Here is a 15,685-nt window from a genome sequence, read left to right on the forward strand (position 1 = left end):
GGGTTTGATTCAACTCCTTTCGAGAATGAATCCGGCGATCAACTCAAGCTCATGAAATTGCTTTGGTTTTGGCCTCCAGGTCAAAGCTCCAGTCTGGCCGGAAAACCGGGCGCGCGCAGGTCGGTGCCGACGGCATCCTCGAGCAGTTTGACGATCTGGGTCGACCAGGCGCCGCCGCCATAGGCGCCCTTACCTTGCTCAAAAATCGCGTTGACGCGCGTGGCGAGGTCGAGCGGGACGCCGAAATCCCTGCCCATGCCCAGCGCGAAGCCGAGATCCTTCAGCGCCAGGTCCATGGTGAAGCCGATGTCGTAGGAGCCGTTCAGGATGAGCTGGCTTTCGGTCTCATGGACGAAGCTGTTGCCGGAGGATGCAACGATGGCATGGTAGCTCTGGGCGAGGTCGAGGCCGCCTTGTTTGGCCAGCATCAGTGCCTCGCCGGCGGCGACGAGATGGATGAACGCCAGCATGTTGGTGATCACCTTGATTACCGCCGCCGAGCCGATCGGCCCCATCAGGAACGATTTCGCGCACATTGCCTCGATCGCCGGTCGATGGCGCTCATAGAGTGCGGCGTCGCCACCGACCAGCGCGGTGATCTTGCCGGCCGCCGCCAGATGAACGCCGCCGGTGACCGGGCACTCCAATGTCTCGATGCCCTTGGCCGAGGCGAGGGCGGCAAGGCGCAGAATCTCGTCGCGGCCATTGGTCGACATCTCGATCCAGGTGCCACCCCTGGGCAGACCTTCCAATAACCCACCGGGCCCGGCCAGCACCGCTTCGCTGACCTTGGGCGAGGGCAGGCAGGTTATGGCATTGCCGGCCCGTGCCGCTGCTTCGGCCGGGCTGCTGGCGGCGGTGGCACCGAGCGCGACAAGACGCTCGACGGCGACGGGATCGCGGTCGAACACGATGACGGCAAAACCGTTGCGGATCAGGCTGGCAGCAAGATTGCCACCGAGATGACCGAGGCCGATGAAGGCGTAGCGTTCGCTCACGGCATCAGCGGCGTCTGCATCATCTGCAGATGCAGGTCCTTGCCGGTGTAGGGGTGCGCGTCGCAGACCGCCTCGTCGAGCTCGACGCCGAGGCCGGGCTCCTTCGAGGGGATGACATTGCCGTCCTGCCACTCGATCTTCTTCTTGAGCAGCGTGGCATGAAAACCGTCCCATTGCTTCAGCGATTCCAGGATCAGGAAGTTGGGCAGCGTCACGGCCAGCTGGATGTTGGCGGCACCGACGATCGGGCCGCAATAGCAATGCGGCGCGATCTGGATGTGATAGGCCTCGGCCATGGCGGCGATCTTCTTTGTCTCCAAAATACCGCCGGAGCGGCCGAGGTCCGGCTGCAGGATGGTCGCGGCGCGGTTTTCGATAACACGGGCGAACTCGAACTTGGTCGTCAGCCGTTCGCCGGTGGCGATCGGGATCGAGGTCGCGCGGGCCACCTGCGCCATCACCTCGGGCATGTCGGGCGGCACCGGCTCCTCGAACCATAGGGGATCATAGGGTTCGATGGCGCGGGCCATGCGCAGCGCACCGGAGGCGGTGAACTGGCCATGCGTGCCGAACAAGATGTCGGCGCGGTTGCCGACCGCCTCGCGGATCGCCTTGATCATGCGGGTGGAGACATCGATGTCGATGAGGCGCGGCTGGTGGCCGTCGAAGGCGGTGTAGGGGCCGGCCGGGTCAAGCTTGACCGCATTGAAGCCCTGCTCGACATATTCGAGCGCGCAGGCCGCGGCCAGGTCGGGGTCGTTATAGACGTTCTTGCCGTCCGGCGCGTCCTCGGAATGGACACTGCCGGTGTGCGGGTAGAGATAGGTGTAGGAGCGCAGCGTCTCGTGCACCTGGCCGCCGAGCAATTTGTAGACCGGCTTGTTGGCCTCCTTGCCGATAATGTCCCAGCAGGCCATTTCCAGCGCCGAGAAGCAGCCCATGCCGGACACGTCGGGGCGCTGGGTGAAGCCGGAGGAATAGGCGCGGCGGAAGAAATTCTCGATATCATGCGGATCGCGGCCAACGAGGTAGCGTTCGGCCATGTCTTCGACCATCCTCGCCGTGACATGGGCGGAGAAGGTGGCGTTGTAGGCCTCGCCATAACCGACCACGCCGCCATCGGTGGTGAGCTTGACGAAGATGAAGTACTTGCCGCCGATGCCGGGCGGCGGATTGCCGACAACCCAGGTCTTGACGTCGGTGATCTTCATTTGTGGTCCTCCAGAACCAGTTCTGCGCCCTTCCATCCGGTCACGATGGAGGCTGCATTGGTGTTGCCGGTGATGTTATCGGGAAAGATCGAGGCGTCGATGACGCGCAAGCCTTCGATGCCGTGCACCCTCAGGCGCGGATCGACGACGGCGCGCGCGGGATCGGACCCCATGCGGCAGGTCGAAACCGGGTGATAGACGGTGCCCGAACGCTTCCTGAAATCCGTGATCAGGTCGGCGTCCGACTGGATCGACGGGCCTGGCAGAACCTCCTCGGCGATGATCTCGGCCATGGCCGGCATCGCGGCGATCTTGCGCACGAACTTCACCGCCGCCAGCGTTTCGTCGACGTCGGCGTTGGTCGAATAGGCGTTGGCGACGATCTTTGGATAATCCAGCGGGTTGCTGGACCGGATCATGATCTCGCCCCGGCTCGACGGGCGGCAGTTGGACAGGCCGATGGAGAAGCCCGGCCAGGGATCGGGCGTCAGGATCGGACGCTCGCCGCCTTTCGGGATGACGGTCGAGAAAGCCTGGAAATAGAGCTGCATGTTGGGGCGCGAAAACACCGGGTCGGTGCGGAAGAAACCGCCGGCATGGTTCATCGACAGCGACAGCGGGCCCGACCGCGTCAGGATATATTGCATGCCGACCAGGAGCTTGCCCCACCAGGGGCGCAGGATCTGGTTGAGCGTCGGCACCTTGCCCTTGAACGTGTAGTTGATGCCGACATGGTCCTGCAGATGCGCACCGACATTCTCGTTGGCGCGGACGAGCGGGATGCCCAACCCCTTGAGCAGCGCCGATGGACCGATACCGGAGAGCTGCAGGAGTTGCGGCGAATTGATCGAGCCCGCGGACAGGATCACCTCGCGACCGGCACGGGCGGTATTCGTGCGGCCGTTCTGGAGATACTCGACGCCGACCGCGCGCTTGCCTTCGAACAGGATGCGGCTTGCCAGCGCGTTGGTCTCGACGCGGACATTTGCGCGTTTCATCGCCGGGCGCAGGAAAGCGCGCGCCGCAGACATGCGGCGGCCGTTCCTGGTCGAGATCTGGTAGATGCCGACGCCTTCCTGGGCAGCGCCGTTGAAATCGGGATTGAGCGGCAGGCCGGCCTGCTGGCCGGCCGCGAGATAGCGCTTGGTCAGCGGATGGACGGTGTTTGAACAGTCGGTGATATGCAGCGGCCCGCCGGCGCCACGCCATTTGTCGGCGCCGGCCTCATTGTCCTCGAGCGCCTTGAAGGCCGGCAGCAGATCGTCGTAGCCCCAGCCGGGATTGCCGGCGGCGCGCCAGTCGTCGAAATCCTCGCGCGCGCCCCGGATCCAGACCATGGCATTGATCGAGCTCGACCCGCCAAGCAGCTTGCCGCGCGGCCAGTGGTCGGCATTGCCGGCGAGGCCGGGATCCGGCTCTGCCTTGTAGTTCCAGTTGACCGCCGGATCGAAGAAGGTCTTGCCGTAGCCGAGCGGCATCTGCACGTAGAAGCGGCGGTCGGTGCCGCCCGCTTCGAGCACCAGCACCGAGAAGCGGCCCGAAGCCGACAGTTTGTCGGCAAGCACCGAGCCGGCCGAGCCGGAGCCGACGATGATGAAATCATAGGTCTGCATGATGGGTGGGGCGGCTCCTGAAAACTGGCGCAGCCTAGACGGACCGGCTTCGCCGCGTCGCAGCGCCTTCCGGCATGCGTTGTGAAAAAAGCGACTGGAATGCCGGGTCGGAGTTGCGGGGAATACCGACAATCGCGCTTGATATGCATGGGGTCGGCAGCTTATGCGAGGGCATCAGCCAATCCGAGGAAGTCGGGAAATCATATGCGTATTCTATCGGATGCCTTCATTCCCGAACTGCCTGGTCACTACAAGGGCAAGGTGCGCGAGAATTACGACCTCGCCGACGGGCGGCGCATCATCATCGCCACCGACCGTCTCAGTGCCTTCGACATCATCCTGACCTCGATCCCGTTCAAGGGCGAGATCCTGACGCAGACGGCCCGCTACTGGTTCGAGGAAACCGCCGACATCTGTCCGAACCATGTGCTTGAATATCCCGATCCCAACGTCGTCGTGGGCACAAGGCTCGACATCCTGCCGGTCGAGATCGTCGTGCGCGGCTATCTGGCGGGGACCACCAGCACCTCGATCCTGACCCGCTACAAGCGTGGCGAACGGGACATGTACGGCATGCGGCTGCCGGACGGCCTGCGCGACAATGAGAAGCTGGCCGAGCCGGTCATCACGCCGACCAGCAAGGCGGCGGATGGCGGCCATGACGAGCCGCTGTCGAAGACCGAGATCCTCGACCATGGCCTTCTCACCGAGCCGCAGTGGGACACCGTTTCGGGCTACGCCTTGAAGCTGTTTGCCCGCGGCCAGGCGCGCGCTGCCGAACGTGGCCTCATCCTCGCCGACACCAAATACGAATTCGGCACCGACAAGGACGGGACGATCATCCTGGCCGACGAAATCCATACGCCCGACAGCAGCCGGTATTGGATCGCCAGGAGTTACGAACAGGCCCTGGCCAATGGCACGCGGCCGGAGAGTTTCGACAAGGATTTCATCCGCTCATGGGTGGCGGCGCGCTGCGATCCCTACAAGGATACTGTTCCCAAAATACCGGACGAGATCGTCGAGCAGGCCTCCAAGGTCTATGCGCAGGCTTACCAGGCGATCACCGGCAAGGAGTTCTTGCCCGATGTGTCCGGGGAAACGGTGCTTGATCGTATCCGCTCGAACCTGGCACGTTATTTTTAAGAGGCGCCTCTCAGCTAGCGAATGGTCTTACGCAGCGCAGTCGACCCCCACTCCGTCGAGCTTCGCTCGCCACCTCTCCCGATCGACGGGGTAGAGGAAGGCGCGAGCTTGGCCGGGCTGGTGCCTTCCTCTCCCTCCGGAGGGCTACGCTATGCACACATCTTCTGTAATTGGCGTGACTGATCGGGCCGAGGCTTGATTGCCATGTGGTTCCCCCAATCCGTCGCTGCTTCGCAGCGCCACCTTTCCCCCCTCCGGAGGGAAGGAAGGGAGCTTCGCTGGACGAGCGTTGACAGCAAAAAGCTTGGCGCCCTTCCTCTCCCCCGTCGATCGGGGGAGAGCGACTGTCTGGGGTGTCAAGTTGCATTTGCGAACTCGGCTCGCGCATCGCGTGCTTTTGCATTGAGGATGACGAGGAGTTTTCGGGCGAGTGCGATGCGGATGAGCATTTTGGACTTTCCGGCCTGTTGCAACCGCTGAGCGAACGCTTTGAGATGGGGATCGAACTTGGCCACGATGGCCGCGACGATGAAGAGGATGCCTCGCGGCCCGGCGCGTCCGCCGCGCACATGCCTGTTGCCGGCCCGCCTGCCGCTGTCATCTGCGATGGGGGCGAGGCCTGCCAGCTTAGCGATGGCTTTGTTGGAGATGAGGCCGATCTCAGGCAGTTCGGCCATCAGGCGGGCGACGGTGCGCCCGGCCACCCCCTTGAGCGAACGGAAGGCCCGCTCCAGCCTGGCCCACAGCGGATCGTCGTCGATCATCGAGGCAATCTCGCCTTCCAGCCGTCGTTGCTCGCGCTTGAGGAAGGCCAGCATGGCCTCGATGCTGGCGCATGTCTCGGCGTCGCGTGCGGCACTTCTGCGCTGCTTGTTGATGGTCGCATCGCCGACAACCTGGCAAAGCCGCGCAACCAGTGCGGCGAGCCGCTGCTGGGCAGCGCTCGGCGGTGGCGTGGGGACCGTCTTCTTGACTTCGCTGTAATGGGCGATGACAGCAGCGTCGATCCGGTCGGTCTTTTCCAGATAACCCATCGCCTCGGCGAAGCGACGCACGCTCTTGGCATTGACCACGCCGCACGGCATGCCATGCGCCCACAAAAGCATGAACCCCAGCCTCTCATAGCCGCCCGACGCCTCCATCACCGCCATTGCTGCGCCGTGGCCACGGCAGAACAGCCAAAGAGCTGCGATGCCCGTCGCGTCATTGGCGAAACGCTCTGCCGCACCGCCTGGCCAGACATGCGCGTCCAGCCAATCCTTCGAAACATCAACTCCACAAATGATCTTGTTCACGGTAACCTGCCTTGTGCGTACGGTTGGAACCAAGCGACTGTTCGGTCGTGCGTGACGAAGGCGAAGATCCCAAGCTCTCCCGCGGCTGTAACCTCAGGTGGTACGGGCGACTTCGCCAAGCCAAGGTCCGGGCGGCCGCCCGGACCTTGGCTCAATCGCTTCAATCCCACGAAATCGCTCTCGTGTAGATACAAGGTGGCTCGGCGAAGCCGAGACGGAGTGGGGGTCGACCAGCGCAGGATTAAACAAAGCATGGCCAAGCTGCCATGCACGCTATGGTCAAAGACCAGCCGCCTGGAAATGCGTGCATGCCGTAGCCTCCGGAGGGGCGAGAGATGGCTCGGCGAAGCAGCGACGGAGTGGGGGAAGCCCGCTCCAAAACCCGAAGCCGCTGAAAATCAGGCACAACCGCGCGAATGCCGGGGCTAGCCTATGGCCCCATGAAGGCGAGGGAACAGCAGCTGCGGCGCGTTGACCTGGTCCTGCAGCGGCGATACGGATCGATGGCCATCACCTCACAAGGATTCTGCCCATGGTGCAGTACGCGGACGGACGGCCGATCGGAGACCTGACGCTGCGCACGCTGGCCATGCCTTCGGACGCCAATGCCGCCGGCGATATTTTTGGCGGCTGGGTGATGGCGCAGATGGACCTTGCCTGCGGCATCCGCGCCGCCGAGCGCGCCAGGGGCCGCGTGGTGACGGCGGCGGTCAAGGAGATGTCCTTCGCCAAGCCGATGAAGATCGGCGACACGCTGTGCATCTACACCCATGTCGAGCGCGTCGGCCGCACCTCGATGACGCTCAAGGTCGAGGCCTGGGCACAGCGCTATCTCTCTGACCTGATGGAGAAGGTGACGCACGCCGATTTCGTGATGGTGGCGCTGGACGGCGAGGGCAAGCCGAAGGCCGTTCCGGCCGAGAGCTGACGAAAACCCGTTTGCCCACTCCGGGCAATTGTAACATCGCTCGTGCAGGCGATGCGCCGCGCGACATCCGATGGTTGCCTTCACGCCCGATACTGCAGGCGTTGGAGGAGAGACAATGCGTCAACACATGCTGAACGGCTGGCTCGCGGCAGCCCTTCTCGCGCTGACCTGCCTGCTCGGCGCAACGGCCTATGCCGAAGTCAAGCAAGCCCCTCCGCGCATCGCCTGCCTGCAAGGCAATGTCGACGTCAGGGCGTCGGCCACGACATGCGCGATCTGCGGGCCGGCGCATTGCGAAGGCATGGCGCCAAGATCCTGAATGATTACTTTGTCATTGCGGTTGCCGTCGGCAAGGCCGCGCCAGCTTGGGTGGTCTGAGGCGCCATAAGCCAAAGTTGCGAGACCTGGTTTAAGGAAGCGCCAGTTCGCTTGTCGTCAGGCGAGGGCGCTTACGACGAAACTCCGCACTCCTTGCCATGCAAGGGTCTCAGCCATCCATACCGTCGAATTTTTCGCGCGCGGCCCTGACGCGCTGCGTGTTCCTGCGTGCCCATTCGCCAAGCGCGCTGACCGGGATCAACAATTCGTGACCGAGTTCGGTCAGTTCGTAATCGACCCGCGGTGGAATGGTCGGGAACACGGTGCGGGTGACGAAGCCGTCGCGTTCCAGGCCGCGCAAGGTGGTGGTCAGCATCTTCTGCGAGATGCCGCCGACGGCGGCGCGCAACTCGTTGAAACGCAGCGGTCCGCCGCCAAGCTTGCCGACCACGAGCACCGTCCATTTGTCGCCGACGCGTTGCAGGATTTCCGAAACGGCGCGGCAGTCCTCGGTGTTGTGTGGGTGCCTTAGTAACAAAACGGTGCCTCCTTGCGTCACCAGCTGACAGTATCTCATATAGCGCCGGTATCTAAATGATACCAGCTTTACTGGAATGGAGAGCCCCTCATGTCAAAGCCGAAAATCGCCATCGTCATCGGTTCGACGCGCGCCGCGCGCTTCGCCGATGTGCCCACTCAATGGATCGCCAAGATCGCCAAATCGCATGCCGACATCGATGTCGAAATCGTCGACCTGCGCGACTTCCCGCTGCCCTTCTTCGACGAGGTCGCTTCGTCCGCCTGGGTGCCGTCGACCAACGAGGTGGCGCAGCGCTGGCAGAAGAAGGTCGCCGAATATGACGGCTTCATCTTCACCGCGGCCGAATACAATCACGGCCCGACGGCCGTGCTGAAGAACGCCATCGACTACGCTGCCAACGAATGGAACAAGAAGCCGGCTGGCTTCGTCGGCTACGGTGGCGTTGGCGGCGCCCGCGCCGTCGAGCAGCTGCGCATGCACGCCGTCGAATTGCAGATGGCGCCGGTCAAGTCCGCCGTCCACATCGTCTGGGCCGATTTCCTCGCCGTTCGCCAGGGCGAGAAGAAGCTCGAGGAGCTTGAGCACCTGAACCAAGCGGCCACCGCCCTGGTCAATGATGTCGCCTGGTGGGCGAAGGCGCTGAAGAAGGCACGCGATGCCGACGTGGTCGACGAGGAAATCAAGGCGGCCTGATCGCCGGTCGAATTATCCTCCCAGGGATACGGGGCGGCGCTTGCGCCGCCCTTTTCAATTATAGCGGCTCAAATCGAAAGCTGCCGCCAGATCGGGTGACACGGCCTATGCCGGGCGAGTCCAGATGCGCGCCCGCAACGAAACAATGATCGTCCGCCGCAAGCGCCAGCAGCCGCAACCGGCTCTCGCGCGCCTGGTCCTGATCGTCGTCGAACTCCCACGTCACCTCAGGCCGACCGAACTGAAGCGATGGGACGTGAACGGTATCGCCCCAGATCAAAATGCGCTCGCCGCCGCTCGAAACGCGAAAGCAGCTGTGACCGAGCTCGTGGCCATGCGCGCCGATAATTTCAACATGGGTATCGAGGCGGTCTCCGGCTTCGAATGGTTCCGCCATGCCATGAAACCGTTCGAGCCTCGCTTCGGCGCGAAACAGGCCGAGTTCCTGCCTCGGAACGAGCAGGCGCGCCAAGTGTGGGAAAGCATCCCGGCCGTCCGCAAGCACAAGGCCATGGATGTGGTCGAGATGCGTGTGGGTGAAGCAGACGGCGCGGATTCGTCCGACATCGATGCCGGCCTCGTCCAGCGCCTGGGGAAGCCGGCCCATGGTGGGGTACCATGCGTTCGAAGCGCCAGTGTCGATCAACATGATCTCATGTCCATCGTCGATCGCGAAGGCATTGACGGAAAGCCTGAGTTGACCACCGACCAGCGTGACTTGTTCCGGCAATTCGTCGCCAAATGGCTCGTCGCCGTTTTGCCGAAGCCGCCTGATCGGCATGTCGACATAGCCATCGCGCAGGGCGGTGATGCGCAGGTCACCCAGAGTGTAGGTCGAATGAAGTTCGCCCGAAGCCATGCGGTGCATTTTTTGCCGATCCGTTCTGAAGATGTCAGTCAGTCTGCGATGGGCAGCCAGCGTCGGCAACCCGCCCTGTCGATTCGATCTATGCCATGTATGCGTGCCGCGCCTGCCGTGGCCGGATGATGCAGTCGGCGAGGCGGTGCGTTTCGTTCAGCTCGTCGGCGTGATGCTGGCCCCATTGGCAGAGCGCCAGCAGGATGGGTTCGAGGCTGAGGCCGAGGCTGGTCGCCGAATATTCGACGCGTGCGGGGACCTCGGCGAAGATCTCGCGGCTGACGAGGCCGTGCTCCTCCATTTCGCGCAGCTGCTGGATCAACACTTTCTGGGTGATGCCGGGCATCATTGCCTTCAGCGCGGTGAGTCGTCGTGGCCCATCGAACAGGTGATAGAGGATGACCGCCTTCCAGCGCCCGGCGATCACCTTGAGCGCCCGCTCCGCCGGCAGTATCGGGAGTCTCTTGATTGGCATTTTCCTGGCTGGGCTGGCCATGGTCACCTCCTGGTCAGCAGGGGACAAAAGAGTGTGTAGTCGCGGCCCCGCAGATAGTGGCAAACCGCAGCCGATGCCAGTGCGATCGGAGGTTGCCATGAAAGCCATTCAACTCAGCCGTTTCGGTGGTCCCGACGTGCTGGAACTGGTCGACTTGCCGGCGCCTGTGCCGCAGGCAGGCGAGGTGCTGGTTCGGGTTCGGGCGGCGGGAATAAACTTCTTCGAGGTGCTGATGCGCGCCGACCGATACGCGGTGACGCCGCAACTGCCGATGTTTCCCGGCGTGGAAGTGGCGGGTGTGGTGGAGGCCATTGGCCAAGGGGTGGATCCGGCGCTGCTCAGGACGCGCGTGGCGGCGCCGCTATTTGCCTCGCAACGTCCTTATGGCGGCTATGCGGAGCTGGTGACGATCGACGCGGGTCTCGTCGTTCCGCTGCCGGATGCAATTTCGTTCGACGAGGCGACAGCCCTTATGGTGCAAGGGCTGACGGCGCTTCACCTGCCGCGGCAAAGCCCGCCCGAAGGCAAGTCCGTGCTGGTGCCTGCGGCGTCGGGCGGTGTGGGATCGTTGCTGGTCCAGCTTGCCAGGCTGAAGGGTGCTCGCCAGGTGATCGCCGCCGGCGGCGGCAAGGCCAAGCTCGATTTCGCTTTATCGCTCGGCGCCGATGTCGCCGTGGATTACACCAATCCGGATTGGCCCGTGCGCATCCGCGACGTCACCGACGGGGAGGGCGCCGACATCATCTATGATATTGTCGGCGGTGCGCTGACGACAGCTTCCCTGCTGGCCCTGGCGCTCAACGGTGAACTGGTGTTCGCGGCGCTCGGCCGGTTCGCGCTTGGCGCTTCGGAGGTCGAGGCGATGATCGGCCGTAACCAGTCGCTCAGAGGGTTCGCGCTGCTGCCGTTGCTGTCTCCGGACGTGCTGAGAGCCGGCCTGTCCGAGCTGTTCCAGTTGGCGGCGAGCGGTCGGCTACGGGTCGCGATCGGCGGCCGTTTCCCGCTCGATCAGGCCGGCGAGGCGCACCGGCTGCTGGACGAGCGGCGCTCGACGGGCAAGGTGGTGCTGGTGCCCTAGCGGCGTTGCCACCCAACGGCGTGAGAGACGAAAGAAGCGCTCATTTTCTCCGGGAGAGGCCATCGAGCAGGAAGTCGAGGCCTTTGCGGAAAGCGCCATCCCAATCATTGTCCAACAGCAGGCGAGAGCGTTCGATTGCCGGGTAGCGTTCGCCGAGATGTGTAAGGCGCTGCTGTGCCGCGGCCCTGTCGTTGTCCGAGAAGTCGAAGCTCGCCCGTGTAATGGTGGCGCCCATCACATAGTTCCAAAGCGACCATATCGCGGCATTCACATTGGCATCCGTGACACCGGCTCCAGACAAGGTTCTGCTCAGCAGTTCCAGGCGGCCGAGGATGTTCGGGCCAAGCGCCCGGCGCGGCAACAGCGATGCCGACCAGGGATGGCGCAGCATGCCGATGCGCCAGTCCTCGAGCATATGAACGACTTCTGCGCGCCAGTCTTGAGACACAATCGTTGCCAGCGGTCCGTGATATTCGAGCACCGAGTCGAGCGCCAGATCGAAGACGTCGTCTTTGTTGTCCACATGCCAATACAGGCTCATCACGCCCGAGCCGAGGCGATCGGCCAGCCGACGCATCGTCAATCCGTCGAGCCCTTGAGCGTCCAACAATTCTACTGCGGTCGCCACGATGCGCTCCCGCGAGAGCGGCGGCTCACTGCTCGGCTCCTGCACGGGCTGAAGCGGCTCCCGTGCCCGTTGAGATCGTTTGCTCCGCGCGCCGCTACGCTTGGCTGCCATCCGTCTTCCTCACTGGTCGGAACCTCGATTTTGGCAGGCAACGTCAGGAATGTCGATGTCGAGCGATTGACTCGTGCCGCGTACTATACGATGCCTCGTACACAATATGGTACATTGTACTAGAGCTATCAGCGAGTTCATTTATTCCGGCCGCGAGGACATTGATCGCGGTCCGTGGAGCCGAGAGAAAATCATGTCACGTGCAATCAAGCATCTGCTTATCGGAGGGCTAATCATCATGACCACAGCGGCAACAGCGAATGAGAGCGATCTCAAGCCGACCATCGTCAATCCGCAGACCCTCTACGACCCGTCGCCAAACGGCTACAGTACGGCGGTGATCACGCCCCGCGGGGCCCGGTTGGCCTACATCTCCGGCCAGGGCGGCCAGGACAGCATGGGCGCCCTGTCGCCCGATTTCGCTGTCCAGGTGAAGCAGGCCTATGCGAACCTTCGCAGCGCGCTCGAGGGGATCGGAGCCAGGCCGGATCACGTCGCCAAGCTCACGATCTTCGTGGTCGATCATCATATGTCCAAGCTCGAGGTGCTGACGAAGAACGTCAAGGCCATGTTCGGCGAGGCGCTGCCGGCGCAGACCCTCGTGCCTGTTCCCAAGCTTGCCATCGACCCCATGCTGTTCGAGGTGGAGGCCGTGGTCGTGCTTGATTAGCGCGGCGCCTGGCGGGTTCTGCGATGGAAGGCTGCTTGCGGCTGAATCCAATGCAGGCCGGCATTGGTGCCGGCCTGCATCATTCATTGGGCCGCTGCCGCGACCTTTCGCGATTGAACGAGCGTGCCAAAACCGAGGTCTTCGATGAGCTGGACCTGGGCGCTCGCCTATCGCGAGGCCTCCACCACGGCCTACGCCGATGCGTTCCTGGTGATCATGGTCGCGTTCGTCATCGCGACCACGCTGGGTCCGTTCCTGCGCAACGTCGCGCCAAAGCCGCCGCCCCCGGACGCACACTGAGGGATACATCATCGATTGCGGGTTGGACCCTCACATCAGCGGGGCTGCCATCTGGTCCCGCCTTTGCGCCCTGATATGTCAGGTTGCGATCCATCACATGAGCAACCCAGTGAAGTCATCCAGCCTGGCAGGCGTCGTTTCCCCCATGATCCCGGTGCTCGTCTGCGCGCTCGGTATCTTCCTCCTGTCGGCGATGGATGCGGCGATGAAGGTCCTGGTCATCGCCGTGGGCGTCTACAACACGGTGCTGTGGCGCAGCATGCTGGCGACGGTGGTCGCCGGCGCGGCATGGTCGGCAGGGACGCGCTCGTGGCCCACGCTTTCCGTGCTGAGGCTGCATGCGCTGCGCGCCGTGGTCGTCGGCATCGTCTTGTTGTCCTTCTTCTGGGGTCTGGCCAGGCTGCCGCTGGCCGAAGCGATCGGGCTCAGCTTCGTCGCGCCCCTGTTTGCGCTCCTGCTGGCGGCGCTGCTTTTGGGCGAACGCATACAGCGCCAGGCGATCTGGGCTTCGCTGGCAGGTATCGCCGGAGTCATAATCATCATGGCCGGGCAGTTCGGGCAGGCGAGCTACCCCAAGGATGCGCTGCTCGGCACGGCGGCGGTGCTCGCATCGACGGTGTTCTACGCCTACAATCTGATCCTTGCGCGACGGCAGGCCCAGGTGGCCAAGCCGATCGAGATCATGCTGTTCCAGAACCTTTGCGTCGCGATCACGCTTGGCTTTGCCGCGCCCTGGCTCGCCGTCGCCCTGCCGGGCAATCTCTGGCTTCCGCTGGCCGGGGTGACGGCGCTGTCGCTCGCCGGCCAGTTCCTGATGAGCTGGGCCTATGCGCGCGCCGAAGCGCAATATCTGATCCCGACGGAATATTCAGCCTTCATCTGGGCGGTCGCGATCGGCTGGTTCTTCTTCAACGAGGCGGCGACCTGGACCACGCTGACGGGAGCCGGCCTTATCGTGGCCAGCTGCCTGATCGCCTCTCGCTCCAATCCCAGACTTGCCGAGCCGATCGAAGCCGCGGTTTGAGGATCTCCCTCGGCTTCGGGCGCTGTTGCTCTTGTCGCCCATGCGGGCGGGCAGCGGGACCCGTCACAGCGATCGGTTCGACCTGCAAAAGTATTAGATATTTCTAATATTGCATTTGGATGCAGCAATGTCGCTTCAACCAAAAAGTGAACATGGCTGCGCAGCGAATTTTTAAATTGACAAGAGTGTATCCGCTGTGATGACAGTCATTGCAAGGTTGAGAATTTCCAAATCTCTTGGTTCAACTTCTGGATCAAGTTTCGCAAGGCGCTGCACTTGGCGTCCGTGGTCGCGATACTGAAGCGATGATACCTTGGAGGGCATTGCGTGAACCTGATCCTCGCAGTCATCATGATCACCCTTCACCCCGTCCCGTACTGGGTCTGCGGTCCGTCCGGCGCCGGGCATATGCCGGTCTGCCAGGGCATGATCTTGTAACTCTTACGGCAAAAGAACGCCGGCGTTGCCGCCGGCGCTCTTTATCAAACCCTTAGCAGGGCTTGAACCTCGATAGGGGGTATCAGGATCCGGCAAGCGCGTTCACGTCGGCACAGAACTCGGCATGCGGCTTGCTCATTGCTGCGTCCTGACAGAGCCTGTGCACTTCTTCCTGCTTTTCCTTCGGCATTGCCATGAACACCTTCTTGAACTCGGGCATCGGCTTCAACTGTTTCAGGGCCGAATCCGCGTAGAAGGGTGCCATGTTGGACGGCTCGTCGAGTGCGCCCGCGACGGCGCCGCCGCCGATGGCGAAAACGGCGATTGCCGCAAGGCAGGTATCTCTGAAGTTCATCGTATGCTCCTCTCTCTTGTGTTGAGCGGTCATGCCAATTCATGACCGCCTTGGTAATGGGATGACGGGCAGCAGCCGGATCGGGCCGCTGGAGCCGATCAGTTTGCGGCCGGTGCCGTCTCAGCGGCCGTTTCGATCAACTCCGCGACCGGACCGGGCTTGGACACGTAGATCGCGTGGCTGCCTGGAACCTCGACGACCGTGGAGCCGGCGCGCTTCGACATGAAGCGCTGGGCATCGGGCGGGATCATCTTGTCTTCGGTCGCAATCAGGTACCAGCTGGGCTTGACCTTCCAGGCGGGTGCGGTGACCTTGCCATCCAAGGCCGCGAGCGCCCACGGAACCTGCGAATCCGCCATGAACGAGGCAAGATCGGGCCGCACGTCGGCGGCGAACGAGGCCGGAAATTTCGCCTTGTCGAGGAACAGGAAGCCATCGACCGGCGGTAGGATCGGCGGCACCGGAGCTCCCGGCGGCGGGTTGGCGATCAGGCTTGAAACGGACTCACCCGCATCGAGGGCGAAGGCCGTGATGTAGACCACGCCCGCCACCTTCGGATCGGTGCCGGCCTCCGACACCACGGCGCCGCCGTAGGAGTGGCCGACCAGGATGACCGGGTTGGGAGCGGCGGCGATGGCGCGCCTGGTGACCGCGACATCATCGGCAAGCGAGATGGTCGGGTTCTGGACGATCGTCACATCGTAGCCGTCCTTCTTGAGGATCTCGTAGACACCCTCCCAGCCGGACCCGTCGACGAAGCCGCCATGCACGAGAACGATGGACTTCGTCGGCTTGGTATTCGCGGCAAAGGCCGCGGTCGCGTTGACGCCCAGGGTGAGCCCCACGGCGGCGGCAATCAATGTCAGTGCGGTCGACATTCGAAGACTCCTCTTTCAGGAAAAATTGCTTGTTTCAGGAAAATTGGTCGGCTGGTCGCGGGAGGGACACACGGCTGTGCAACTGCCCGGACCATCCGAAAACCA

General features: G+C 63.2%; 18 protein-coding genes. 8 read left to right on the plus strand and 10 right to left on the minus strand.

What is annotated here, in order from left to right; translation table 11 throughout:
* Positions 1–80 precede the first annotated feature (80 nt).
* From MESOP_RS11670 to MESOP_RS11680, 3 genes are read right to left on the minus strand one after another with little or no spacing between them, the layout of a single operon-like run.
* Complete coding sequence (locus MESOP_RS11670; protein WP_013893540.1) at positions 81–998, minus strand: NAD(P)-dependent oxidoreductase; 918 nt, start codon at positions 996–998, stop codon at positions 81–83.
* Positions 995–2,209: a mandelate racemase/muconate lactonizing enzyme family protein gene (locus MESOP_RS11675; RefSeq protein ID WP_013893541.1), complete on the minus strand. Its 1,215-nt coding sequence runs from the start codon at positions 2,207–2,209 to the stop codon at positions 995–997. The genes MESOP_RS11670 and MESOP_RS11675 overlap by 4 nt, the downstream gene beginning before the upstream one ends.
* Positions 2,206–3,822: a GMC family oxidoreductase gene (locus tag MESOP_RS11680; RefSeq protein ID WP_013893542.1), complete on the minus strand. Its 1,617-nt coding sequence runs from the start codon at positions 3,820–3,822 to the stop codon at positions 2,206–2,208. The genes MESOP_RS11675 and MESOP_RS11680 overlap by 4 nt, the downstream gene beginning before the upstream one ends.
* A 204-nt stretch (positions 3,823–4,026) precedes the next feature.
* Between MESOP_RS11680 and MESOP_RS11685 the strand changes: the two genes are divergently transcribed.
* Positions 4,027–4,968: a phosphoribosylaminoimidazolesuccinocarboxamide synthase gene (locus tag MESOP_RS11685; RefSeq protein WP_013893543.1), complete on the plus strand. Its 942-nt coding sequence runs from the start codon at positions 4,027–4,029 to the stop codon at positions 4,966–4,968.
* 356 nt (positions 4,969–5,324) lie between these two features.
* Here the strand turns inward: MESOP_RS11685 and MESOP_RS11690 are convergent, their stop codons facing one another.
* Entirely contained in the window at positions 5,325–6,263 is a 939-nt protein-coding gene (locus tag MESOP_RS11690) for an IS110 family RNA-guided transposase (RefSeq protein WP_013892107.1), read from the minus strand.
* A gap of 532 nt (positions 6,264–6,795) precedes the next feature.
* On the opposite strand from MESOP_RS11690, the gene MESOP_RS11695 reads away from it, so the two are divergent.
* Both MESOP_RS11695 and MESOP_RS35000 read left to right on the plus strand, forming a co-directional pair.
* Positions 6,796–7,191, plus strand: coding sequence for an acyl-CoA thioesterase (locus tag MESOP_RS11695; RefSeq protein WP_013893544.1), 396 nt, complete (start codon positions 6,796–6,798; stop codon positions 7,189–7,191).
* 115 nt (positions 7,192–7,306) lie between these two features.
* A complete protein-coding gene (locus tag MESOP_RS35000; protein WP_013893545.1) occupies positions 7,307–7,510 on the plus strand; it encodes a hypothetical protein in 204 nt (67 codons plus the stop codon).
* Positions 7,511–7,678: 168 nt separating this feature from the next.
* Here the strand turns inward: MESOP_RS35000 and MESOP_RS11705 are convergent, their stop codons facing one another.
* The gene (locus MESOP_RS11705; protein ID WP_013893546.1) at positions 7,679–8,047 is read right to left on the minus strand and encodes a winged helix-turn-helix transcriptional regulator; all 369 of its coding nucleotides are present in this window, start codon (positions 8,045–8,047) and stop codon (positions 7,679–7,681) included.
* Between the two features lie 90 nt (positions 8,048–8,137).
* On the opposite strand from MESOP_RS11705, the gene MESOP_RS11710 reads away from it, so the two are divergent.
* Positions 8,138–8,743, plus strand: a complete 606-nt coding sequence (locus tag MESOP_RS11710) for an NADPH-dependent FMN reductase (protein ID WP_013893547.1) — start codon at positions 8,138–8,140, stop codon at positions 8,741–8,743.
* A gap of 58 nt (positions 8,744–8,801) precedes the next feature.
* Here MESOP_RS11710 and MESOP_RS11715 read toward each other — a convergent pair whose 3' ends face one another.
* Positions 8,802–9,611 carry an MBL fold metallo-hydrolase gene (locus MESOP_RS11715; RefSeq protein ID WP_013893548.1) on the minus strand — a complete coding sequence of 270 codons (810 nt, stop codon included), beginning with the start codon at positions 9,609–9,611 and terminating at the stop codon, positions 8,802–8,804.
* Positions 9,612–9,690: 79 nt separating this feature from the next.
* On the minus strand, positions 9,691–10,098 hold the full coding sequence (locus MESOP_RS11720) for a winged helix-turn-helix transcriptional regulator (protein ID WP_013893549.1): 408 nt from the start codon (positions 10,096–10,098) through the stop codon (positions 9,691–9,693).
* A 97-nt stretch (positions 10,099–10,195) separates the two neighbouring features.
* Between MESOP_RS11720 and MESOP_RS11725 the strand changes: the two genes are divergently transcribed.
* Positions 10,196–11,176: a quinone oxidoreductase family protein gene (locus MESOP_RS11725; protein WP_013893550.1), complete on the plus strand. Its 981-nt coding sequence runs from the start codon at positions 10,196–10,198 to the stop codon at positions 11,174–11,176.
* Positions 11,177–11,216: 40 nt separating this feature from the next.
* Here the strand turns inward: MESOP_RS11725 and MESOP_RS11730 are convergent, their stop codons facing one another.
* Positions 11,217–11,915, minus strand: a complete 699-nt coding sequence (locus tag MESOP_RS11730; protein WP_013893551.1) for a TetR/AcrR family transcriptional regulator C-terminal domain-containing protein — start codon at positions 11,913–11,915, stop codon at positions 11,217–11,219.
* Positions 11,916–12,108: 193 nt separating this feature from the next.
* Here MESOP_RS11730 and MESOP_RS11735 point away from each other — a divergent pair, with 193 nt between their 5' ends.
* The 3 genes from MESOP_RS11735 (at position 12,109) to MESOP_RS11740 (ending at position 13,909) form a co-directional block, all read left to right on the plus strand.
* The gene (locus MESOP_RS11735; RefSeq protein ID WP_041164098.1) at positions 12,109–12,585 is read left to right on the plus strand and encodes a RidA family protein; all 477 of its coding nucleotides are present in this window, start codon (positions 12,109–12,111) and stop codon (positions 12,583–12,585) included.
* Positions 12,586–12,729: 144 nt separating this feature from the next.
* A complete protein-coding gene (locus MESOP_RS35005) occupies positions 12,730–12,885 on the plus strand; it encodes a hypothetical protein (protein ID WP_245265071.1) in 156 nt (51 codons plus the stop codon).
* Positions 12,886–12,982: 97 nt separating this feature from the next.
* Positions 12,983–13,909, plus strand: a complete 927-nt coding sequence (locus MESOP_RS11740; protein ID WP_013893553.1) for a DMT family transporter — start codon at positions 12,983–12,985, stop codon at positions 13,907–13,909.
* Between the two features lie 520 nt (positions 13,910–14,429).
* On the opposite strand, the gene MESOP_RS11745 is transcribed toward MESOP_RS11740, so the two are convergent.
* Both MESOP_RS11745 and MESOP_RS11750 read right to left on the minus strand, forming a co-directional pair.
* Positions 14,430–14,702: a hypothetical protein gene (locus MESOP_RS11745; RefSeq protein WP_013893554.1), complete on the minus strand. Its 273-nt coding sequence runs from the start codon at positions 14,700–14,702 to the stop codon at positions 14,430–14,432.
* A gap of 98 nt (positions 14,703–14,800) precedes the next feature.
* Positions 14,801–15,580: an alpha/beta hydrolase gene (locus MESOP_RS11750; RefSeq protein ID WP_013893555.1), complete on the minus strand. Its 780-nt coding sequence runs from the start codon at positions 15,578–15,580 to the stop codon at positions 14,801–14,803.
* Positions 15,581–15,685: the final 105 nt, after the last annotated feature.

It is taken from the genome of Mesorhizobium opportunistum WSM2075, assembly GCF_000176035.2.
Lineage (GTDB): Bacteria > Pseudomonadota > Alphaproteobacteria > Rhizobiales > Rhizobiaceae > Mesorhizobium > Mesorhizobium opportunistum.